Annotated in this window: 20 protein-coding genes; 10 read left to right on the top strand and 10 right to left on the bottom strand. The window is 70.8% G+C overall.

The window, feature by feature from the left end:
- Positions 1-81 precede the first annotated feature (81 nt).
- The 4 genes from H8N03_RS12140 to H8N03_RS12125 form a co-directional block, all read right to left on the bottom strand.
- Positions 82-627, bottom strand: coding sequence for a DUF4124 domain-containing protein (locus H8N03_RS12140; protein WP_187076442.1), 546 nt, complete (start codon positions 625-627; stop codon positions 82-84).
- A gap of 93 nt (positions 628-720) precedes the next feature.
- Entirely contained in the window at positions 721-1,302 is a 582-nt protein-coding gene (locus H8N03_RS12135) for a hypothetical protein (RefSeq protein ID WP_187076441.1), read from the bottom strand.
- A gap of 84 nt (positions 1,303-1,386) precedes the next feature.
- Entirely contained in the window at positions 1,387-2,850 is a 1,464-nt protein-coding gene (locus tag H8N03_RS12130; protein ID WP_187076440.1) for a carboxylesterase/lipase family protein, read from the bottom strand.
- Between the two features lie 56 nt (positions 2,851-2,906).
- The gene (locus H8N03_RS12125; protein WP_187076439.1) at positions 2,907-3,770 is read right to left on the bottom strand and encodes a hypothetical protein; all 864 of its coding nucleotides are present in this window, start codon (positions 3,768-3,770) and stop codon (positions 2,907-2,909) included.
- An 83-nt stretch (positions 3,771-3,853) separates the two neighbouring features.
- On the opposite strand from H8N03_RS12125, the gene H8N03_RS12120 reads away from it, so the two are divergent.
- The 3 genes from H8N03_RS12120 to H8N03_RS12110 all read left to right on the top strand — a co-directional run bounded on the left by H8N03_RS12120 (position 3,854) and on the right by H8N03_RS12110 (position 7,343).
- Positions 3,854-4,513, top strand: a complete 660-nt coding sequence (locus H8N03_RS12120; protein ID WP_187076438.1) for a response regulator — start codon at positions 3,854-3,856, stop codon at positions 4,511-4,513.
- On the top strand, positions 4,510-5,820 hold the full coding sequence (locus H8N03_RS12115) for an ATP-binding protein (protein ID WP_187076437.1): 1,311 nt from the start codon (positions 4,510-4,512) through the stop codon (positions 5,818-5,820). Before H8N03_RS12120 ends, H8N03_RS12115 begins: the two co-directional genes overlap by 4 nt.
- Positions 5,821-5,888: 68 nt before the next feature.
- Positions 5,889-7,343, top strand: a complete 1,455-nt coding sequence (locus H8N03_RS12110; RefSeq protein ID WP_187076436.1) for a DegQ family serine endoprotease — start codon at positions 5,889-5,891, stop codon at positions 7,341-7,343.
- On the opposite strand, the gene H8N03_RS12105 is transcribed toward H8N03_RS12110, so the two are convergent.
- The gene (locus tag H8N03_RS12105; protein WP_187076435.1) at positions 7,340-7,771 is read right to left on the bottom strand and encodes a hypothetical protein; all 432 of its coding nucleotides are present in this window, start codon (positions 7,769-7,771) and stop codon (positions 7,340-7,342) included. The genes H8N03_RS12110 and H8N03_RS12105 overlap by 4 nt on opposite strands.
- Before the next feature lie 103 nt (positions 7,772-7,874).
- Complete coding sequence (locus H8N03_RS12100; RefSeq protein WP_187076434.1) at positions 7,875-9,218, bottom strand: D-alanyl-D-alanine carboxypeptidase family protein; 1,344 nt, start codon at positions 9,216-9,218, stop codon at positions 7,875-7,877.
- A 127-nt stretch (positions 9,219-9,345) separates the two neighbouring features.
- Between H8N03_RS12100 and H8N03_RS12095 the strand changes: the two genes are divergently transcribed.
- From H8N03_RS12095 to H8N03_RS12075, 5 genes are all read left to right on the top strand, one after another.
- Complete coding sequence (locus H8N03_RS12095; RefSeq protein WP_187076433.1) at positions 9,346-10,524, top strand: MFS transporter; 1,179 nt, start codon at positions 9,346-9,348, stop codon at positions 10,522-10,524.
- A 65-nt stretch (positions 10,525-10,589) separates the two neighbouring features.
- Positions 10,590-11,618, top strand: a complete 1,029-nt coding sequence (locus H8N03_RS12090) for a uroporphyrinogen decarboxylase family protein (RefSeq protein WP_187076432.1) — start codon at positions 10,590-10,592, stop codon at positions 11,616-11,618.
- Positions 11,619-11,736: 118 nt separating this feature from the next.
- Complete coding sequence (locus tag H8N03_RS12085) at positions 11,737-12,540, top strand: SapC family protein (protein ID WP_187076431.1); 804 nt, start codon at positions 11,737-11,739, stop codon at positions 12,538-12,540.
- Between the two features lie 53 nt (positions 12,541-12,593).
- On the top strand, positions 12,594-13,448 hold the full coding sequence (locus H8N03_RS12080; protein WP_187076430.1) for an N-formylglutamate amidohydrolase: 855 nt from the start codon (positions 12,594-12,596) through the stop codon (positions 13,446-13,448).
- Positions 13,448-14,548 (top strand): NAD(P)/FAD-dependent oxidoreductase, encoded by a 1,101-nt coding sequence (locus tag H8N03_RS12075; protein ID WP_187076429.1) that lies wholly within the window; start codon positions 13,448-13,450, stop codon positions 14,546-14,548. The genes H8N03_RS12080 and H8N03_RS12075 overlap by 1 nt, the downstream gene beginning before the upstream one ends.
- Positions 14,549-14,708: 160 nt before the next feature.
- Here H8N03_RS12075 and H8N03_RS12070 read toward each other — a convergent pair whose 3' ends face one another.
- The gene (locus H8N03_RS12070; protein ID WP_187076428.1) at positions 14,709-15,752 is read right to left on the bottom strand and encodes a quinone-dependent dihydroorotate dehydrogenase; all 1,044 of its coding nucleotides are present in this window, start codon (positions 15,750-15,752) and stop codon (positions 14,709-14,711) included.
- A gap of 40 nt (positions 15,753-15,792) precedes the next feature.
- On the opposite strand from H8N03_RS12070, the gene rpiA reads away from it, so the two are divergent.
- The gene (gene rpiA, locus H8N03_RS12065; protein ID WP_187076427.1) at positions 15,793-16,464 is read left to right on the top strand and encodes a ribose-5-phosphate isomerase RpiA; all 672 of its coding nucleotides are present in this window, start codon (positions 15,793-15,795) and stop codon (positions 16,462-16,464) included.
- Here rpiA and H8N03_RS12060 read toward each other — a convergent pair.
- Both H8N03_RS12060 and H8N03_RS12055 read right to left on the bottom strand, forming a co-directional pair.
- The gene (locus H8N03_RS12060; RefSeq protein WP_187076426.1) at positions 16,461-17,102 is read right to left on the bottom strand and encodes a glutaredoxin family protein; all 642 of its coding nucleotides are present in this window, start codon (positions 17,100-17,102) and stop codon (positions 16,461-16,463) included. The genes rpiA and H8N03_RS12060 overlap by 4 nt on opposite strands.
- 35 nt (positions 17,103-17,137) lie before the next feature.
- A complete protein-coding gene (locus H8N03_RS12055; protein WP_187076425.1) occupies positions 17,138-19,159 on the bottom strand; it encodes a M3 family metallopeptidase in 2,022 nt (673 codons plus the stop codon).
- A gap of 158 nt (positions 19,160-19,317) precedes the next feature.
- Between H8N03_RS12055 and H8N03_RS12050 the strand changes: the two genes are divergently transcribed.
- Positions 19,318-19,533: a hypothetical protein gene (locus H8N03_RS12050; RefSeq protein ID WP_222622956.1), complete on the top strand. Its 216-nt coding sequence runs from the start codon at positions 19,318-19,320 to the stop codon at positions 19,531-19,533.
- On the opposite strand, the gene folD is transcribed toward H8N03_RS12050, so the two are convergent.
- Complete coding sequence (gene folD / locus H8N03_RS12045; RefSeq protein ID WP_187076423.1) at positions 19,530-20,381, bottom strand: bifunctional methylenetetrahydrofolate dehydrogenase/methenyltetrahydrofolate cyclohydrolase FolD; 852 nt, start codon at positions 20,379-20,381, stop codon at positions 19,530-19,532. The genes H8N03_RS12050 and folD overlap by 4 nt on opposite strands.
- Positions 20,382-20,499: the final 118 nt, after the last annotated feature.

Genomic DNA, 20,499 nt, shown 5'->3' with positions numbered 1-20,499 from the left:
CCGCGGCGTTGCTGGTGGTCACGGCCGAGGGCGCGGGAAGCCTGGTCCTGCCTCCGCTGATGCCGTGAGCAGCCGCCCAGGCTAGTTGCACTGGAGCGAGGCCCCCACCGTCACGCAGTTGGACGTCGTGCCGCGACGTGGATGGTTGTTGTTGATGATCGTGAGCCGGTCCGGCGTGCGCATGCCGCAGGCGCTGTACATCGCGGCCTCGGCGGCCGGGGCGCGGCTCTTGCTGCCGATGGAGCTGAGGATGACCTCGTAGTCCCGCTTCGCCCGTTCGCACTCGATGCTGTTGCCCCGCTCGGCCTGGAGGTCGGCCTGCGTGCGGCCGGTGACCGGGGCCGGAGGGGGCGGAGCCTGCTGCGCGCGCTCCCGTTCCATCCGTTCCGCGCTCTCGGCGCGGAGCCTGCGATTCTGTTCGTCGGCGAGCTGACGGCGCAGCTGCTCGTTCTCGATCTCGGCGGGCGTCCGCTCGACCTTCGGTGCGACCATCCGCGCGTCCTTGCTGGCCTGCGAGCAGGGCGCCTCGGAGTACTCGATCTTGCCGGCGGCATTCGTGCAGCGAAAGACCTGGGCGTGCGCCGAGGCGACGAAGAACAGGGACAGGACGACGGCAACGACTCGCATGGGACTCCCTCCGATGCGATCAATGTAGGCAGGAGGCGTGGCGAAGGCAATCGCCCGCGTGGGCGGAGTGGCTTGCCGTCCACACCCGCAGCGCTAGCGCGGAACCGCCGTCACCCCCACCGCCACCGCCTGGTTCATCGACACCAGCAGCTTGTCCCCCGCACGCATGCCCGCGAGCGCGGCGCGGTCGTGCACGGGGAAGTCCTTCACGTCGCCCTCGGGTCCGCGCAGGCGCAGCACCAGGTTGTCCTTGTCCACGGCCAGGACGTCGGTGACGTAGGTGATGGGACGGTCGTAGCTGCCGACCAGGTCGGCCGGCGCGCCGCTGCGCTGGGGCGTCGAGCGGAGGGCGCGGCCGCTCCCGCGGCGGGAGAGGACGAAGGCCGCCACGTAGTCGACCTGCACGCGCGACCCGACCTGGATCGCTTCCGCGTCCTGCACCCTGGGATCGAGGCGGAAGGTGATGCTGCCGCGTGGCGTGTCGACCGCCATCAGGCGCAGTTCGGGATCGACGGCGGTGACGGCGCCGGTGGCCGTGAGGCGCAGGGCGACGTTGCGCTCGTCTCCGAGCGCACTGGGATTGCCCAGCGTCTGGCCGGCGCCGACCGCGAACGCGGACGGTGCGATGCACGCGAGGGCGAGACAACATGCGAGCGCGCGGCGGGTGGTGGGCATGGGGGACCTCCAGGGTGCCCATGATGCGCCCGTTGCGGGCGCTTGCAATGGGCCGTTGGTCCCATCCGTGCGCCCGCCTGCCCGTCAGCCGAAGAAGCGCTCGAGGAAATCGAGTTGCGGCCGGCGCCAGGCCGCGCCCGGTTGCGCGGCGTCGCCGAGCACGAGGTGGTTGTCGGCGGCGGGCCGGTAGGGCTCCCAGCGCGGGGCGCCGGCGGTGTTCGGGTCGCCCGTGGCCGCGAAGGCCACCCAGGCCTTGCGCATCGCCGCGGAGAGGGCCGTGTCGACGGCGTCGTGGCGGCCCGGCCCCGATGCTTCCAGCGTCCCGAAGACGTGTCCCACCTCGTCGCCATGGTGGGGCCCGTCCTGCTGCCCGGGACGGCGGCGGGTGAAGAGGTATTTCCAGGTGCGCGGCTCGCGCGGCGCCATGCTTTGCGCGAGCAGGCGCGTGCCGTAGTTGAACTGGGTGTCGGCGAACATGGCGGCCACCGCACCGCGCGCTTCGGCATCGCTGCGCGCAGGGTAGAGCGACGCCGCTTCGTCCGCCGCCGCGCCGAAGTTCGCTTCCACCTGCTGCCGCCACGCGGCCACCGTGTCGACCGGCCAGGCACGCGTGAGCAGGCTGCCTTCGTCCACGTTGCTGCCCACCAGCAAGGGCAGGGCTTCGAACCGGCCTGCGTGGAAGGCGCTGCGCTCGTCCTCGCGCAGCAGCCAGCCGTCGCGGACCGGGCGCAGCACGCGTGGCGTCGTGAGCCCGCGCACGGCCGGCATCAGCAGGGAGGTCCGCGCGAGCACCTCTGCGCCGGCCAGGGCGCGCAATGCGGCCAGGTCGATGCCGAGGGCCATCCCCGCCCGTTCGGCGTCCTGCAGGCCCGCCAGGGGCCTTGCCGCGCCCGGGCTTTGCAGGATCGCGCCCTGGAACAGCCCGCGCGCCGCCTGCGACGTGAGCAGCAGCGAGAGCGATGCCGCCCCGGCGGAATAACCGAAGGGCGTCACGCGCTCCGGGTCGCCGCCGAACGCCGCGATGTTGTCGCGTACCCAGGCGAGCGCGGCGACCTGGTCCAGCAGCCCGTAGTTGCCGGAGACGCCGTGCTCCGACTCCGCGCTCAGCGCGGGATGCGCGAGGAAGCCGAAGAGCCCGCAGCGATAGTTGACCGAAACGACCACCGCCCCTTCGGCGGCGAGCCGGGCCCCGTCGGTGCGCACGTCGGAGCCGCTGCCGCTGCTGAAGCCGCCCCCGAAGAACCACACCAGCACGGGCAGCTTCGCGCCCGCAGCCAGCGTGGGCGTCCAGACGTTCAGGTAGAGGCAGTCCTCGTCCTGCCGTCCGGCGCGGAAGTGGGGATCGGGTGCCTGCGGGAAGTCGGGGCCGAAGGCGAGTGCGTCGCGCAGGCCGGTCCACGCTTGCACCGGCTGCGGCGCGCGCCAGCGCAGCGCGCCCACGGGTGGCGCCGCGAAAGGAATCCCGAGGAAGACTGCACCGTCGTCGCTGCGCCGGCCGCGCAGTGCGCCAGCGTGCGTGGTGAGGGTGGCGTAGGAGGAACCCGCCATCGCGCGAGTCTAGTCGCGCAATGGAAAACGCCACCTGGCGGTGGCGTTCGTGGCGATCAGCTGAAGATCTCTTCGGCCAGGTCCGAGGCCTTCTCGGCCCCCATCCGCGTGTTGCGGATGTGGCGCTGGGTTTCCACCGGCAGCTTCGCCGTGTTCAGGCCGTCCCACTTGTTGCGGCCCTTGATGGACAGGTTGTAGTAGATCGACACGCCTTCGCGGATCTTCTCGGCGCGCTGCTCGGGGCTGAGCTCCAGGTGCGCGATCTTGTCTTCCGCCCACTCGGCGCCGTGCTTCATGTTGACGGCGGCGAAGTACACGGCCTGCACGGGATCGTGCGGGTTCTTCAGGCCGAGGCCGCGGGCGGTGCGCGGTTCGAACTGCGCCAGGCCCATGCTGGTCACGCCGTTCTTGCCCTTGCCGCTGCGCGGGATCCAGGTGGTCTCCGCCCAGATCACGCCGTACACGTCCTCGAAGGTCAGGCCGACTTCCTGCAGGCCGGCCTTCTCGGCGGCCGCCTGGGCCAGCAGCAGGCGCGAAGCCTCGTCCGGGGTCTTCGTCTTCTCGCCGGCATAGCGCACGGGCACCCACTTGATCTGGGCACGCAGGGCCTCGTCGGTGGCGAACTTCACCGCGACCTTGGCCACGGGCGTCGCGAGGCTCGCGCCGGGCACGGCGTCGGCGGCGCGGCCCGTCACGGCCGCCACGGCTTCGGCAGCGCCGTGGGTCGTGGCGACGGCGGTGCGCGCAACGGCCGCGGCAGCGGACGTGGTCACGGCGGCCGCGCGGGCGACCGGCGTTTCACCGGAAGCGGAAGGAACCATCTGGCTCGTCAGGACGGCGGCGGCACCCAGGAGGGCGACGGCGGCGGCGGCGTGGAAGGTGGTGGCTTGCTGCATCTGTCTCGGTTGGCTGACGTTCATGTAGGAGGCTTCTGATGGACCTGTAGGACGGCCCCGAGTTCGCGGCCACAGCGTGAGTTTTCCCGCATTAAGCTGTCGAGTGCATGCGAATCCTGCTTGTCGAAGATGACGCGATGATCGGCAGAGCCGTCCTGGACGTGCTCCGGGCTGAGCATTACGCGGTGGACTGGGTCCGCGACGGCGTGGCTGCAGAGGCAGCCGCGCTGGCCGAGCGATACGACCTGGTGCTGCTGGACCTGGGCCTGCCCAAGGCCGACGGGCTCACCGTGCTGCGTTCCCTGCGGGCGCGCCGGGACACCGTCCCCGTGCTGGTGGCCACGGCGCGCGACGCTGTCGGCGACCGCGTGGCGGGCCTGGACGCGGGCGCCGACGACTACATCGTCAAGCCCTACGACACGGATGAACTGCTCGCGCGCGTGCGTGCCTTGCTGAGGCGCAGTGCCGCGCGTGGCGAGCCGCTGATCAGCCACAAGGGCGTGGAACTCAACCCCGCCACGCGCGAGGCGACGCTCGACGGCCAGCCGCTGAGCCTCACGCCCCGCGAGTGGGCCTTGCTCGAACCGATGCTGCAGCGCCCCGGCGTCGTGTTCTCGCGCCCGCAGCTCGAACAGAAGCTCTATGGCTGGAAGGACGACATCAGCAGCAACGCCGTGGAGGTCTACGTGCACGGCCTGCGCAAGAAGCTCGGCGCCGACTTCATCCGCACCGTGCGCGGGCTGGGCTACGTGGTGCCGCGCGAATGACGGCGGGCACCGCTTCCTGGTCCTTGCGCCGCCGTCTGCTCACGCTGGTGCTGGTGGCGATCGCCTTCGTCACCGTGCTGCAGGCGGGCATCGCCTATCGCTCCGCCTTGCGCGAAGCGGACCGCATGTTCGACTACCACCTGGAGGAAGTCGCGCGTTCGGTGCACGGCGGCATTCCCTTCGCACCGGGCGAAGGCGGGTCGGAATACTCCGTGCAGATCTGGGGCCCCGACGGCGTCACGCTGTACCGCTCGCAAGGGCTGCAGATGCCTTCGCAGGCGGTGCTGGGCTTCTCGGACTCGCGCGTGAACGGCGTGCGCCTGCGCATCTACACGCTGCAGACGACCGAGCACACGATCCAGATCGCGCAGGACCTCGATGCGCGCGAAGCGCGTGCGCGCACGCTCGCGCTGCGCGCCGTCACGCCGGTGCTGCTGCTGGCCCCCATGCTGATGCTGGCGGTGGGCGCGGCGATCGGCGGGTCGCTGCGGCCGCTCGCGCGCATGCGGCGGCAGGTCGCCACGCGCGCGGCGCGCGATCTCTCGCCGCTCAGCACCGACGGCGTGCCGGAGGAAGTGCAGCCGCTCGTGGCCGAACTCAATGCCCTGTTCGCGCGCGTGCAAGGCACGCTGGAGGCGCAGACGCATTTCGTGGCCGACGCGGCGCACGAGCTGCGTTCGCCGCTGACGGCCCTGCGCTTGCAGCTGCAGGCGGCCGAACGCGCGCGCGACGAAACCGCGCGGCAGGAGGCGATCGTGCAACTGCGCGCCGGCATCGACCGCTCCATCGCGCTGGTGGAGCAGCTGCTGGCGCTGGCGCGGCTGGAAGGCCAGGCGGAGGGAGCGCGCGAGGACGTCGACCTGGAGGAACTCGCCCGCGAAGCGGTGTCGGCCTTGTTGCCGACGGCGCACGCGCGCTCCATCGACCTGGGCCTCGCCACCACCGCCCCCGTGCGGCTGGCGGGCAGCCGCGACGCGTTGCACCTCATCCTGCGCAACCTCCTGGACAACGCGGTCAAGTACACGCCGGCGGGCGGCCGCGTCGACATCGCGCTGGGTCGCGATGCGCAAGGCGCCTGGCTCGCGGTGGAAGACAGCGGGCCGGGCATCCCCGAGGCCGAGCGCGATCGCGTGTTCGACCGCTTCTACCGCGTGGCGGGCAGCGAGGCGGAGGGCAGCGGCCTGGGCCTCGCCATCGTCAGGACGGTGGCCGAGCGCCTGGGCGGGCAGGTGCGGCTCGCGCGGTCCGAAGCGCTCGGCGGCCTGCGCGCCGAAGTCCGGTTCCCGGACGGGGCATTGCCTTCTTAAGGCTGTCCTAAGGCTGGCACCGCACATTGGTGGGGTCCGAACGAACCTGAAGGCAGAGGAACCCCACGATGAACAAGATGAACCTGAAGTCGGCCCCGCTGGTCCTGGCCCTGCTGGGCGCCGGCATCGTCGGCGGCGCCGCGGTGGAGGTCGTGCACCACGCCTCGCCCGCGGCCACGGCCGCCGTGCTGCCGCCCATGCCCGCGGCCACCGTGCAGTCGCCCGCACCGGGCGGCGGCAGCGTGGTGATGCCGGACTTCCCGCTGATCACGCAGCGCTACGGCCCGGCCGTGGTCAACATCAGCGTGAGCGGCAAGGCCCGGGCGACGCCCGACATGAGCGACCCGCTCGAATTCTTCCGCCAGTTCCAGCGCGGCGGCGTGCCGCAGCGCGACGTGCCGGTGCGCGGCATGGGCTCCGGCTTCATCGTCGGCGCCGACGGCGTGATCCTGACGAATGCCCACGTGGTGAAGGACGCCACCGAGGTGGTGGTGAAGCTCACCGACCGCCGCGAGTTCAAGGCGAAGGTCCTGGGCAGCGACCCGAAGACCGACGTCGCGGTGCTGAAGATCAACGCGAGCAACCTGCCCGTGGTCACGCTGGGCAGCACGGAGAACCTGCGCGTGGGCGACTGGGTGCTGGCCATCGGCGCGCCCTTCGGCTTCGAGAACACCGTCACCGCCGGCGTCGTGAGCGCCAAGGGCCGTTCGCTGCCCGACGACAGCGCCGTGCCCTTCATCCAGACCGACGTCGCGGTGAACCCCGGCAACTCCGGCGGACCGCTGTTCAACGCGCGCGGCGAGGTGGTCGGCATCAACTCGCAGATCTACAGCCAGTCCGGCGGCTACCAGGGCGTGTCGTTCGCGATCCCCATCGACCTGGCGAACAAGATCAAGGACGAGATCGTCGCCCACGGCAAGGTGGAACACGCACGCCTCGGCGTCGCGGTGCAGGAGGTGAACCAGAGCCTCGCCGATTCCTTCGGCCTCGACCGCCCCGAGGGCGCGCTGGTGGCGAACGTGGAGAAGGGCAGTGCCGCCGACCGCGCGGGCCTCAAGCCCGGTGACGTGATCCGTGCCGCCAACGGCAAGCCCATCGTGGCTTCCGGCGACCTGCCCGCCATCGTGGGCCTGTCGCAGCCGGGGCAGCGCCTGGCGCTGGACGTTTGGCGCGGCGGCAAGAAGCTGCAGCTCACCGCCGAACTCACGCGCAGCAACGACAAGGCCACGGCCGCGGCGGCGATCGAGAACGAGCAGGGCGGCCGCCTCGGCCTCGCGCTGCGCCCGCTGGAGCCGCAGGAGCGCCAGGAGGCCGGCGTCCGCGCCGGCGTGGTGGTGGAAGACGTGGCCGGCCCGGCCGAAGCCGCGGGCGTGGAGCCCGGGGACATCGTGCTGGCCGTCAACGGAACGCCCGTGACGACCGTCGACCAGGTGAAGGCGGCGGTGGAGAAGTCGCAGAAGTCCGTGGCGCTGCTGATCCAGCGCGGCGACGACCGGATCTTCGTGCCGATCCGGATGGGTTAACGCAGTTGCAGGGCCGCCGCGAGCGGTGCGAACTTTTCGGTTCCCACCGCTTCGCGGATCTTGCCGGCGATCGCCACGAGCTCGTCGTAGCACGTCGCGCCTTCCACGGCGATGTTCAGGCGGGCGCCGCGCAGGCCGAGGCCGGCCGTGAGCCGGGCCGCGATCGGATAAGCGGCGGCGTAGCGTTGTTGCGGCGTGACAGCGGGGCCGGGCACCTGCGGGACGCTGCCGGGGGCGGGCATGCCTTCGATCAGCTGCAGTTCCAGCAGGCGGCTGACGTCCTCGGGCTGCACGCCGGCCTGCTGCAGCACGTCGGCGATGCTGCGCTTGCCGTCGATGACGATCAGGGCGGCACGCTGCCGCAAGGTGAGTTCGACCGAACGGTCCTTCAGGACCTGCTGGCCCAGGGCGGTCTTGACAGGAATCATGGCTTCTCCCGCGGCGCCTGACCTGCTTGGGCGTGCGCTCGCGGGCGGAGTGTCGAGCAGGGCCAGCCCGACGGGAAGCCGGGATTTCCTTTAGGGAATTTTCCTAGCTCTTGTCCCCGTCCCGCGCTGCAGCAAACGTCTGCTTGACGCGACCGCCTTCCTTCTTCGCCTGTTTCGTGTCGCTGTCCTTCTCCGCCTTCGTGCGGGCGACCGCCTTGCGCTTGCCGTCGTCCTTGCCCTTGGCGACGGCGGTCTTGCCCGCCGTCTTCTTGCTCGCGGACTTCTTCGCCACCTTGCGATCGGACTCCGCCGCCTTCTTCTTGGACGCAGCGACCTTGCGCGGCGCTGCGTCTTCGCGCGCGCGCGCCACCGTGTCCGGCAGGCCCAGCTTCGCCACGACCCAGCGCCGCATGCGCTCGGCATCGCCCAGGCGGGCGCCGTTGCTGTCGGAGTCGAGCAGCACCATGATGAGGTTGCGGCCGCCGACGTCGGTGAGCATGGTGAGGCACCGGCCCGCCTCGACGATGTAGCCCGTCTTCTGCAGCTCGATGTCCCAGCCGGCGCGCTGGTTGCGCACCAGCCGGTTGGAGTTGATGTACTGCAGCGTGCGGCTGCCGAGCGTGGCCACGTGCGAAGGCGTCGTCGAGAACTCGCGCATCGTGGGGTTCTGCGACGCCGTGCGCACGAGCACCGCGAGGTCCCGCGCCGTGGACTGGTTCCGGTTGGACAGGCCCGTCGGGTCCACGTACGTGGTGTCCTTCATCCCCAGCTGCTTCGCCTTGGCGTTCATCGCCTCCACCAGCCTGGGCAGGCCACCCGGGTAGGCGCGCCCCAGTGCATGGGCGGCGCGGTTCTCGCTGGACATCAGCGCGAGATGCAGGGCCTCCTCCCGCGTGAGCTGCGTGCCCACCCGCAGCCGCGAGCGGCTGTGGCGTTCCTTGTCGACGTCTTCCTCGGTGATGGTGAGGACCTCGTCCATCGGCTGCTTCGCTTCGAGCACCAGGAGGGTGGTCATCAGCTTCGTGAGCGACGCCATCGGCAGCACGACCTGGTCGTTCTTGCGCATCAGCACTTCGCCGCTGTCCTGGTCCACCAGCAGGGCGGCGCTGGAATTGAGCTTCAGCGGGTCGGGCGTGAGGTGCAGGCCGGCGGCGCGGCCGTAGGAAAGCGTGGGTCCTGCCGGCGAAGCGGCGGCCGGGCCGCGGTCGCTCTCCGACTCTTCCGGCGGCACCACTTCGGCACCGGGCGGGGCGGGCGGCGGCGCCGTCTCTTCGCCCTCGGCGGGCGCGGGCGGGGCAGCGGGTGCAGGGGCCGTGGCCACCTGCGTCGACGGCGCCGGCGCAACGGCGACGTGGTTCCTGTAGGCCAGAGGCAGCAGCGCGCCGGCGGCCACGAGGGCGGCCAGCAGGGCGGCGACGCGGAAGTTTCTCTTGCGCTGGGGGCTCATGGGTTTCGTCCTTGGGGGCACTCTACCCATGGGCACTCTTCGGAGCCGGGCCAAAGGGACGAAGCTTGTGTAGGCCACCGACGACGCACGGCGCGAGCGCGGTTACCATCGACCGGTTGGTCTTTCCTTGCGCGGCCGCGCGCCGCTTCGCGCCATTCCTGCATCCTCTTCTCCCCTGCGCCTGATCCTGCTGCTGGCGCTCGGCCATGCCAGCTTCGGTGGCGCCCGCCTCGCGATCTCCCTGCAAGCGCTGCAACTGCACGCCACGCCGGTGATGGTGGGCCTGCTCATGAGCCTGTTGATGCTGGTGCCGACCTTCGTCGCCGTGCCGGTGGGCCGGTGGGTGGATCGCACGGGGTGGGTGATGCCGACGGGCCTGGGCCTCGCCGGCCTCGTGGCAGGAGAGTGCGTCGCGGCGGCGCTGCCCTCGCTCGTCGGGCTCGGCATCGCCAGCCTGCTGGTCGGCACCGCGTTCACCTTCGCGCACGTGGCGGTCAACAACGCCATCGGCCACCTGGCGGGCGCGGCGGGGCGCACGCGTGCTTTCGGCCTCATGGCGGTGGGCTTCTCGCTGTCGGCGCTCGCGGGGCCGATGATCGCGGGCGTGGCCATCGATGCCGTGGGCTTCCGCCTCGCCTTCGCGCTGCTTGCCTTGATCCCGGTGGGTTGTTCCGCGCTGCTGTGGCGCGCGCCCATCGTCGTGCGTGCAGCGGTGGAGCCCTCGTCCGGGCAGCCTTCCCGCGGCGTGGCCGACCTCCTGCGGCTGCCCCCCTTGCGTGCCGTGCTGGTCGTGAGCGCCATGGTCTCCGCGGGCTGGGACCTGTTCACCTTCCTGGTCCCGCTGCACGGCGCGCGCAGCGGACTGTCGGCCACAGCCATCGGCATCGTCGCCGGCGGCTTCGGCGTGGGCAGCGCCGTCGTGCGCGTCGCGCTGCCCTGGATCATGCGCCGCGTCCCCGAGTGGCGCCTGATCGGCAGTGCGCTGGTGCTGGCGGGCATCGGCTACTTCGCCTTTCCCTTCTGCACCACGGTCGGCACGATGTTGCCCCTGGCGGTCGCGCTCGGCGCGGTGCTCGGCTGCGGGCAGCCGGTCGTCATGAGCCTGCTGCACGTCACCGCGCCGCCCGAGCGCACGGGCGAGGCCGTCGGCCTGCGCGCGGCCATCACGAGCCTCGGCCAGACGCTCCTGCCGCTTGCGTTCGGAGCCTTCGGCACGGCCGTCGGCATGCTGCCGCTCTTCTGGGCCGCGGCGGCGCTGCTCGGTTTCGGCGGGGGCTATGCCGCACGCCGCCGCAGCGTGCACTAGTTCGAACCCTGTTGCCCGCCCGGGCCGCGCGTGCGAGATTGATCGCTCCATCCCCAGGAGCCCGCATGCTGTTTCCCACCACGATCGTCGGCAGCTACCCCCAGCCCGAGTGGCTGATCGACCGCGCCAAGCTGGCGGGACGCTTCCCGCCCCGCGTGCGGGCGCGCGAGCTGTGGCGCATCCCGGAGCCTTTCCTGGCCGAAGCGCAGGACGACGCGACCATCGTGGCGATCCGCGCGCAGGAAGAGGCCGGGCTCGACATCGTGTCGGACGGCGAGATCCGGCGCGAGAGCTATTCCAACCGCTTCGCGACCGCCCTCGAAGGCGTGGACCTGGACAACCCCGGCACCGCGCTGGACCGCTCCGGCCATCCCAATCCCGTGCCGCGCATCGTCGGCAGGATCCGCCGCAAGCGGGCGGTCGAGGTCGACGACCTGCTGTTCCTCAAGGCGCACACGGACCGCAAGACCAAGATCACCGTGCCCGGCCCGTTCACGATGCTGCAGCAGGCGCAGAACGACTTCTACGGGTCGGAGGAGGAAGCCGCGATGGACTACGCTGCGGCCGTCAACGAGGAGATCCAGGACCTCTTCGCCTCCGGCGCGGACGTGGTGCAGATCGACGAACCCTACATGCAGGCACGCCCCGAGAAGGCGCGCCAGTACGGGCTGCAGGCCCTGAACCGCGCGCTTGAGGGCGTGGAGGGCACCACGTGCGTGCACATCTGCTTCGGCTATGCGGCGGTGATCCACGCGCGGCCCAGCGGCTATTCCTTCCTGCCGGAGCTTGCGGGGTGCAAGTGCCGGCAGGTGTCCATCGAGACCGCGCAATCGCACCTGGACACGCGCGTGCTGCGCGAGCTCGGGGGCAAGCAGGTGCTCGTGGGCTGCCTGGACCTGAACGACATGGAAGTCGAGACGCCGCAGGTGGTGGCCGACCGCATCCGCCGCGCGCTCGAACACGTCAAGCCGGAGCAGGTGATCCTGGCGCCGGACTGCGGCATGAAGTACCTGCCGCGCGACGTGGCCTGGGGCAAGCTGGTCGCGATGGTGGAGGGCGCGAAGCTGTTGCGGCGCGAATTCGGCGCGGCCTGAACGGCGGCGCCGCAAGCAGGGGGGCTTGCACGCGCGCTGGCGGCACGTTACAAGCACGGCTCCGCGCCCCGAACGAGCGAGTGAGATCCCTTCTGGTAGTCCCCAACGGAGAAAACGCATGGCCAAGCAACTCATGATCTACGAATCCGCCGTCCCCGTGTCCAACGGGCGCCACGGCAAGTGGTCCGTGGACGTCGGCGCCGATTTCGGCTTCAGCCGCAACGTCAACTCCGTGCCGCTCGCCGCCGTGGAGTTCCCGGCCGCGGCCGCGGAGTACGTGATCATCTTCGCGGGCACCGGCGACGTGGTCACCCCCGCGGTGCTGCTCGGCGTGCGCGAGGAGGAGAACCTGTACCTGGCCGACGACGGCGGCTGGAAGGCGCGCTACGTGCCGGCCTTCCTGCGGCGCTATCCCTTCGTCTTCTCCAGCCGTGACGAGGGCAAGACCTTCACGCTCTGCATCGACGAGTCGTACACCGGCTTCAACCAGGACGGCCGCGGCCAGCCGCTGTACGACGCCAAGACCGAGAAGCCTTCGCAGTACACGCAGAACGTGCTGAAGTTCCTGCAGCAGTACCAGGTGGAGTCGCAGCGCACCCAGGCCTTCTGCCGCAAGCTGAAGGAGCTGAACCTGCTGGAGCCGATGCGCGCGCAGATCAGCCTGGCCTCCGGCGAGCGCATCGCGCTGGGCGGCTTCATGGCCGTCGACCGCGCCCGGCTGAAGACGCTGGCTTCGGACAAGGTCGCGGAGCTGCTGAAGTCCGACGAGCTGGAGCTGATCTTCGCGCACCTGCAGTCGATGCGCAATTTCGCGGGCATGCGCGAGCGGCTGTCGACGGCCGCGCCGGTGACCACCGTCGCGAAGGGCGCCGAGCCGGAGCCCGGCGAAGTGCGCGCGGCCGCGCCGGCGCAGGGCGGCTGATCCTGGCAGCCGGAGGTGCCTGCCGGCACCTCCGCCTCGGCGACAATGGCGGGATGTCCTCCACGCTGATCCGCCACTTGCCGGGCAGCGCACCGCTGGTGCTCGATTCGCCGCACAGCGGCGTTGCCTATCCCGCCGATTTCCGCCACGCCTGCGAGCTCGCCGTCCTCCGGCAGGCTGAAGATACCCACGTCGAGAAGCTCTACGACTTCGCCCCTGCGCTGGGCATCGCCTGGATCGAGGCACTCTTTCCGCGCAGCTACATCGACGTCAACCGCAATGCCACCGAGATCGACGTCGAAATGATCGAGGACGGGTGGTCCGACGCGGTGGAGACCACCCCCGCCGCGCTCGCCAAGGTGCGGCTCGGCAAGGGCCTGATCTGGCGCATGACGGACGATGGGGTGCCGATCTATGCGCGCCAGCTCTCGTCCGCCGAAGTACGCCAGCGGATCGAGCGCTGCTGGCGCCCTTACCACGAGGCCGTCTCGCGCGCGATTGCCGACGCGCACGCGCGCCACGGCTACAGCATCCACCTGAACTGCCATTCCATGCCCGCGGTCGCGGCGACCTACGCGACGGAGTTCCCCGGCCTCGTGCACGCGGATTTCGTCATCGGCGACCGCGACGGCAGCACGGCGTCGCCCGCGCTGTCGCAGCTCGTTTGCGACACGCTGCGCGGCTTCGGCTACGACGTGGCCTACAACCACCCGTACAAGGGCGTCGAGCTCGTGCGGCGCAACGGCGATCCCGCCAGCCATCGCCACAGCATCCAGGTGGAAGTGAACCGCAAGCTGTACATGGACGAGGCGACGCTGGAGCGCAATGCCGGGTTCGCGCGCCTGCGCGGGCACCTGCAGCAGCTCGTCGAACGGCTGCTGGCGACGGATCCGCGGACGCTCGCCTGATGGACCGCGTCGCGGCGGTCGTGATCGGCGCCGGGGCCGTGGGCCTGGCGGTGGCGCGCGCGCTCGCGCAAGCCGGGCGCGAGACCATCGTCGTGGAGGCGCAGCCCGGGATCGGGCAGGGCGTCAGCTCGCGCAACAGCGAGGTGATCCACGCCGGCCTCTACTACGCACCAGGCTCGCTGAAGGCCCGGTTGTGCGTGCGCGGCAAGGAACTGCTGTACGCGCTGTGCGCCTCGCACGGCGTGGAGCACCGCCGCTGCGGCAAGCTCACGGTGGCGAACGACGAGGACGAGGTGCGGGCGCTGCGGGTCCTGCAGGATCGCGCGCTTGCGAATGGCGTCCCGGTGGAGTTCCTCGAAGGCGCGCAGGCGCGGGCGCTGGAGCCTGCCTTGCGCTGCATCGCGGCGCTGCATTCGCCGAGCACCGGCATCGTCGACAGCCACGGCTTCATGCTGGCCTTGCAGGGCGACCTGGAGCGCGCGGGCGGCATGGTGGCGCTCGCGACGCAGGTGGAGTCCGCCACGCTCGGTGCGCCGCACGTGCTGCGCTTCGCCGACGGCAGCGAGCTCGCCTGCGACGTGCTGGTGAATTCCGCGTCGCTCCATGCCTGCGGGCTGGCGCGTCGCTTCGAAGGCCTGGATGCGCGCTTCGTGCCGCGCGAATGGTTCGCCAAGGGCAACTACTACGCCCTGGGCGGGCGCGCTCCTTTCACGCACCTGATCTACCCCGCGCCGGCGGATGCGCACCTCGGGACGCACCTGACGCTGGACCTCGGCGGGCAGGCGAAGTTCGGGCCCGACATCGAGTGGCTGGACGTCGCGACGCCGGAGGCGATCGACTACCGGGTCGACCCCGCGCGGGCCGAAGGCTTCTACGCGGAGGTGCGGCGCTACTGGCCCGGCCTGCCCGATGGCGCGCTGGCGCCCAGCTACAGCGGCGTGCGCCCCAAGATCCACGGCCCGCACGAGAAGGCGCCGGACTTCCGCATCGATGGGCCCGCGCTGCACGGCGTGCCGGGGCTGGTGAACCTTTTCGGGATCGAGTCGCCGGGGTTGACGAGTGCGCTGGCGATCGCGGAAGAGGTCTTGGAGATGCTTTGATCGGTGGGGTTCGCTGCGCTCACCTGCCGGCGCTGGCGCGCCGCCACCCTACGAGCGCTGGCGCGCTTCGCGTTGGAATTGCGACGGGCCGCTGGGCCCTGTAGGGTGGCGCGGCGAACGCCGCGGAAGGTGAGCGACAGCGAACCCCACCGAGCGGCGCTCACGCCCGCTGCGCCTTGAACGCGCGCGCGATCTCGTCGACCAGCGCCGGCCCGCGATAGATCAGCCCCGTGTAGATCTGCACCACGTCCGCCCCCGCCTGCAGCTTCGAGAGCGCATCCTGCGCACTCAACACCCCGCCGACGCCGATGATGGGGAACCCGGCGCCCAGCGCCGCGCGCAGCTGCGCGATCACCCGGTTGCTCGCTTCCAGAAGCGGCCCGCCGCTCAGGCCGCCTGCTTCCTCCGCATGCGCCAGGCCCGCCACCTTGTCGCGCGCCACCGTGGTGTTGGTGGCGATCACGCCGTCCATGCCGTGGCGGCGCAGGGTGGCGGCGATCACGTCGACCTGGGCCGCATCGAGGTCGGGCGCGATCTTCACGAAGATCGGCACGCGGCGGCCATGCTGTCCCGCGAGCTCGCCCCGGCGCGCCGCGATCGCGCCGAGCAGCGCGTCCAGCGCTTCGTCGCTCTGCAGCGCGCGCAGGTTCTTGGTGTTGGGGCTGGAGATGTTCACCGTCACGTAGTCGGCGTGCGGGTACACGCCCGCGAGGCAGGCGAGGTAGTCGTCCGTCGCGTGCTCGATCGGCGTGGCCGCGTTCTTGCCGATGTTGAGGCCCAGCAGCCGGCCCTGCTGCCGGAAGCGCGAACGCTGCACGTTGGCGATGAAGGCGTCCAGCCCTTCGTTGTTGAAGCCCAGGCGATTGATGAGGGCATTGGCTTCGGGCAGGCGGAACATGCGCGGCCGCGGGTTGCCCGGCTGGGCGCGCGGCGTGACCGTGCCCACCTCGACGAAGCCGAAGCCCATGCCGCCGAGCGCGTCGATGCAGCGGGCGTTCTTGTCCAGCCCCGCGGCGAGGCCGATGCGGTTGGGAAAGCGCAGCCCGGCGAGCTCGATGGGGTCGGGCACGAAGCCGTTGCACCAGGCCCAGCGCAGCGGCGTGCCCTGCGCGCGCGCGAGCGTGCCCAGCGTCAGCTCGTGGGCGGTTTCCGGGTCCATGCCGAAAAGGAAGGGGCGGGCGAGCGGGTAGGGCAGGAGCGGCATCCGATAATTCCGGCTTCAGGTCAAAACCGGGGATTGTCGCGTGACGCAGGATGAACTCAAGGCATTGGTGGGCCAGGCGGCGTTGAAGTACGTCGTGCCCGGCGAAGTGGTGGGCGTGGGGACGGGTTCCACCGTCAACAAGTTCATCGATGCGCTGGCGACGATGAAGGACCGGGTGCCGGGCGCCGTCTCGAGCTCCAACGCTTCCACCGAGCGGCTGCGCGCGCTGGGCATCCGCGTGTTCGACGCCAACGAGGTCGGGGAACTCGCGGTCTACATCGACGGGGCCGACGAGATCGACGGCCGCGGCTACATGGTCAAGGGCGGCGGCGCGGCCCTCACGCGCGAGAAGATCGTCGCGGCGCAGTCACGCCGCTTCGTGTGCATCGCCGACGAATCCAAGCGCGTGGAGGTGCTCGGGCGTTTCCCGCTGCCGGTGGAAGTGGTGCCCATGGCGACGCAGCGCATCGTGCGGCAGTTCCAGGCGATGGGGGGTGTCGCGAAGGTGCGCCTGAAGGACGGCCAGCCGCTGGTGACCGACAACGGGCAGCACATCCTGGACGTCACGGGGTTGCAGATCCGCGAGCCGCTCGCCTTCGAGCGCGACGTGAAGGCGTGGCCCGGCGTGGTGGACGTGGGCGTGTTCGCGCAGCAAAAAGCCGCGGTGTGCCTGCTGGGCACGAGCCGCGGCGTGGAGACGCTGGACTTCTAGAAGCGGATGCCGGCGGGGTTCGAGCCGGTCGACTCCGCCGGGGCGGGTGCCGGTGCCGGGGCGGCCTGCGCGGAGCCTCCCTGCGGCGCAGCGGGGGCCTGCGGGGGCGGGAGCTGCACCGCGACCAGCGGCGTGGCCGGCGGGTTGCGGTAGCTGGCCGGCAGCTGCGAGGTCTTGGGATAGCCCGCGGCGTCGAGGAACTGCGACCACTCGCCTTCGGCGAAGCCGTTCAGGTGCTGGCCACCGATCGTGGCGAAAGGCAGGCTGTTGCCGCCCGACACCCGCTGCAGCGCGGCGGCGTCCTGCGGGGTGTTGATGGTCTTTTCCGAGAACGGGATGCCGCGCCGCTGCAGCATGGCGCGCGCCTGGTCGCACGGGCCGCAGTCGCTGCTGGAATACAGGGTCACGGGGTACTGGCCCGCGGCCCGGCGCACTTCGGCCGGGAGGTTCGCGGCGGCGCCGCCCCCGAGGGGGAGCGTCGCCGCGGGGGTGGCCTTGCCGTCGACCGGCGGGCGGTCCGTGAACGTCACCTTCCCGTCGGGCCCGACGGAGCGATAGACCTGCGCCTGGGCCGTGGCCGCGGCGAGGGCGGTGGCGGCGTAGAGCGCGGCAAGGGCCGCGGTGCGGAAAGTCGGCATCGGTGTTCCCCCAATCTGGTGTTTGGGGGATTCTCTCAGGCCATTCCCTGGTGGCGCAACAAGGCGTCGAGGGTGGGCTCCCGGCCGCGGAAGGCCTTGAAGGAGTCCATCGCCGGCCGGCTGCCCCCCGCTTCCAGGATCGCCTGCCGGTACTTGCGCCCCGTCTGGACGCTGGGCATGCCGTCGTCGCCCGCCGTCTCCTCGAAGGCGGCGTACGCGTCGGCACTGAGCACCTCGGCCCACTTGTAGCTGTAGTAGCCCGCCGCGTAGCCGCCCGCGAAGATGTGGCTGAACGTGTGCGCCATGCGGTTGAACGGCGGCGGCTGCAGCACCGAGACCTCGTTGCGGACTTGTTGCAAAAGAGGCATGAAATCCGCGGCCGGATCGTGTTCAGAATGCAACAGCATGTCGAACAGGGCGAACTCGATCTGGCGCAGCGTCGCCAGCCCGCTCTGGAAATTCTTCGCCGCGATCATCTTGTCGAACAGCTCGCGCGGCAGGGGCTCGCCCGTCTCCACGTGGGCGGTCATGTGCTTCAGCACGCCCCATTCCCAGCAGAAGTTCTCCATGAACTGGCTGGGGAGCTCCACGGCGTCCCACTCGACCCCGCTGATGCCCGACACGTCGCGCTCGTTCACGCGCGTGAGCATGTGGTGCAGGCCGTGCCCGGACTCGTGGAAGAGGGTGATGACGTCGTCGTGCGTGAGCAGGGCGGGCTTGCCGTCCACGCCTTCGGCGAAGTTGCACACGAGGTGCGCGATCGGCGTCTGCAGGCGGCCGTCGTCGGGGCGCAGCCAGCGGGCGCGCACGTCGTCCATCCAGGCGCCACCGCGCTTGCCGGTGCGCGCCGAAGGATCCAGGTAGAACTGGCCCACCAGCTCGCCGCCGCGCTCGATGCGGTAGAACTCCACGCCGGGGTTCCACGCGGGCGCGTAGTCCTTGCGGATCTCCACCTCGAACAGCGTCTCGACGATCTTGAACAGGCCGGCGAGCACCTTGGGCGCCGTGAAGTACTGCTTGACCTCCTGCTCGCTGAAGGAATAGCGCTCCTCCTTCAGCTTCTCGGCGATGTACGACCAGTCCCAGGCCTGCGGGTCCGCGATGCCCAGCTGGTCGGCCGCGAACCTGCGCATGTCCTCGACGTCCTTCAGCGCGTAGGGACGGGCGCGGTTGGCGAGGTCCCGCAGGAAGCGGACCACCTGCTCGGGCGAATCCGCCATCTTGGGCACGACGGACACTTCCGCGAAGTTGCGGTAGCCGAGGAGCCTGGCTTCCTCCTGGCGCAGGGCGAGGATCTCGCGGACCAGCGCGCTGTTGTCGAATTGCGGGTCGCCCTGGTCGCTGGCGCGGGTGACGTAGGCGCGGTACAGCCGCTCGCGCAGCGTGCGGTTGTGGCCGAACTGCATGACCGGCAGGTAGCTGGGCATCTTCAGCGTGAGCTTGTAGCCCGGCTTGCCTTCCGCTTCGGCGGCCGCGCGCGCGGCCTGCACCACGTCGGGCGGGACGCCATCGAGTTCTTCCGGGGCGGCGTAGTAGGCGAAGGCATCGGTGGCATCGAGCGCGTTCTCGCTGAACTTCTGGCTCAGCTCCGCCTGCCGCTCCTGGATCTGCGCGAAGCGCTCCTTGGCGGCGCCCGTCAGTTCCGCGCCGGACAGCGTGAAGTTGCGCAGCGCGTTCTTGTGCGCCTGGCGCTGTTCGGGCGTGAGCTTCGCCGGGGCGATGGCCTTGTACTTGGCGTAGAGCTTCTCGTCGGCGCCGAGGCGGGTCCAGAACTCGGTGACGCGCGGCAGGGCCTCGTTGTACGCGGCCCGCAGCTCGGGGGTGTCCGCCACCGCGTTCAGGTGTCCCACCATGCCCCAGGCCCGCCCGAGGCGCTCGGTGGCGACGTCCAGCACCTTGGCGATCGCGTTCCAGTCGGCCGGGAAGTCGGGCGCGGTGACGGCGGCCAGGGCCTGGTCGGCCTGGCCCAGCAGTTCGTCCATCGCGGGGGCGACGTGCTCCGGCCGCACCTGGTCGAACAGGGGAAGGTCCTTGAAATCGAGGAGGGGGTTGCTCATAAGGACCCATTTTGCGGCAGCACGCGCCCCATCAAGGGGTGGGCGGGATTGCGAATCCCGATGGCGGCGATAAGCGCGCGGCCGTTCAGGAGGGGTTCATGCGCCGGGGCTTACCTTGGAGGCAAGTCGAAAGCTTCCGGGGGACCGCGATGAACGTGATGCAGAAACTGGCCTGGGCCGCGGTGCTCGCGAGCTCCGGCGTGCCGTCCACGGAAGTCGCGCGCCCGGAGGTCGCCGCCCCGGCGCCCGCCCGCCCCAAGGCAGAGCCGGGGCCGCCCGCGGAAGAGCCCGGCAGCGCCTGGCCGCTGGAGCTGGACGAGGACGAATTCGAGGGCGAGGGCTGGACCTTCTGGCCGCTCGCCGCCCCGCGCTAGCCGGCGGCCCGCTCCGCCGCCTCGATCGTGTTCGCCAGCAGCATCGCCCGCGTCATGGGGCCGACGCCGCCCGGCACCGGCGTGATCCAGCCCGCGACTTGCTGCACGCCGGCGAAGTCGACGTCGCCGCAGAGCTTGCCTTCGTCGTTGCGGTTCATGCCGACGTCGATCACCACCGCGCCAGGCTTGACCATGTCGCGGGTCAGCACGTCGCGCTTGCCGACGGCGGCGACCACGACGTCGGCCTGGCGGGTGAAGGCGGCGAGGTCCTTCGTACGGCTGTGGCAGATGGTGACGGTCGCATCGCGCCCGAGCAGCATCATGGCCATGGGCTTGCCGACGATGTTGCTGCGGCCGATGACCACGGCGTGCTTGCCCTTCAGGTCGTAGCCGATGGAATCGAGCATCTTCAGGCAGCCGTAGGGCGTGCAAGGCCAGAAACCCGGCTGCCCCACCATCAGCGCGCCGGCGCTCGCCACGTGGAAGCCGTCGACGTCCTTGGCGGGCGAGATGGTCTCGATCACGCGGTGGCTGTCCATGTGCTTCGGCAGGGGCAGCTGCACGAGGATGCCGTGCACCGACGGGTCTTCGTTCAGCGCCTTCACGCGGGCGAGCAGGTCGGCCTCGGACATCGTCGCGGGATGGCGCTCCAGCGTGGCCTTCAGGCCGGTCTGCTCGCTGTCGGCGACCTTGTGCTTCACGTACACCTGGCTGGCGGGGTCTTCGCCCACGAGGAGGATGGCGAGGTGCGGCTGGACGCCTTTCGCCTTCAGCGCCTGCGTGCGGCCGGCGACTTCTTCGCGCACTTTCCTGGCCAGCGCGTTGCCGTCGATGATCTGGGCGGTCATGGGTTCACGAGGTTTTGGAACGCAGAGGTCGCAGAGGAAGCGCAGAGGTCGCAGAGAAAACCCTTGGTGGATGTTCTCTGCGACCTCTGCGCAACCTTTGCGACCTCTGCGTTCAGAG

The sequence above is a fragment of the Ramlibacter cellulosilyticus genome, assembly GCF_014297465.1.
Classification (GTDB): domain Bacteria; phylum Pseudomonadota; class Gammaproteobacteria; order Burkholderiales; family Burkholderiaceae_C; genus Ramlibacter; species Ramlibacter cellulosilyticus.
This window is presented reverse-complemented; position numbering and strand designations above follow the sequence as displayed.